Annotated in this window: 1 protein-coding gene; it reads right to left on the bottom strand. The window is 63.9% G+C overall.

What is annotated here, in order from left to right:
* A partial coding sequence (dgoD, locus tag AN233_RS04130; RefSeq protein WP_058365588.1) for a galactonate dehydratase occupies nt 1–1,147 on the bottom strand: 1,147 nt, incomplete at its 3' end.
* Between the last annotated feature and the right edge of the window lie 44 nt (nt 1,148–1,191).

Raw genomic sequence — 1,191 nt, 5'->3', positions numbered from 1 at the left:
AGTTCGCGATGCTCCCGTCCTCGTGGTGCCAGAGGGGGTTGCGCCACTGGGAGTCGTCTCTCGCCTGTTCGCGGACGTACTCCTCGTCGACGTCGATCCCCAGCCCCGGTTTGTCGGGCAGCGACAGATATCCGTCCTCGTAGGTGAACGCGTCCTGGTCGCTGAGATACGAGAACACCGGCGACGGCCCCCGGGTGAATATCTCGTCGTGCTGTTCCTGAATCCCGGCGTTCTGGATCGCCATGTTCAGATGGAACCCGACGGCGAACGCGATCGGGCCGACGGGGCACTTGGGAATGAGCGAGATGTCGAACGGCTCACACATGTTCGCGATCTTCCGGATCTCCGTTATCCCGCCCGCGTGAGCGACCGACGGCTGGAAGATATCCACGTTGTGCGACTCGAGCAACTCCTTGAAGTCCCAGCGGGAGTAGAGGCGCTGGCCGGTCGCGAAACTCGTCTGGGCGGTTTGCGAGAGGTCGTACAGCGAATCGTTGTGCTCCGGGAGGACCGGTTCCTCGATGAACATCACGTCGTAGTCCTCGATCACCGGCAGGAGCCGTCTGGCGACGGGAGGCGATACGCGACCGCGGAAGTCGACCGCTATCTCCACCGAGTCACCGGCCGCGTCGACGACGGCGTCCAGCCGCTCCCGGGCGCGCTCGACGCACTCGCTCACCTCGAGGCGTGATGGACGCACGTTCATCATCATCTCCACGGCCGTGTACCCCTTATCGACGGCCTCCACGGCCGACTCAGCGATCTCGTCGGGTCGATCACCGCTGATCCACTGGAGGACGCGAACCCGGTCGCGCACGGGGCCGCCGAGCAGTTCGTACACCGGTTTGTCCGCGGCCTTCCCGCGAATGTCCCAGAGCGCCTGGTCTATCCCGGCGATCGCACTCATCAGAATCGGTCCACCGCGATAATGGCTCGCACGATGGAGCCTGTACCAGAGTCGTTCGACCTCGTTCGGGTCCTCACCGATCACGTGGTTCTCTACGAGGTCCTCCACGGCCGCCCGAATCGTCGGCGTTCGTCCCTCGACGATCGGTTCTCCCCACCCGACCACCCCCTCGTCCGTTTCCAGCTTCAGGAAGAGCCACCGAGGCGGAACGGCGAACAACTCGTAGTCGGTCACGATCATGGTAGATACTCCCCGTGGAGCACCATAATAGATGGGCTCCGCGC

This window comes from Haloparvum sedimenti (genome assembly GCF_001462205.1).
Lineage (GTDB): Archaea > Halobacteriota > Halobacteria > Halobacteriales > Haloferacaceae > Haloparvum > Haloparvum sedimenti.
The sequence above is the reverse complement of the archived record's forward strand: the minus strand, read 5'-3'. Positions and strand labels throughout refer to the sequence as shown.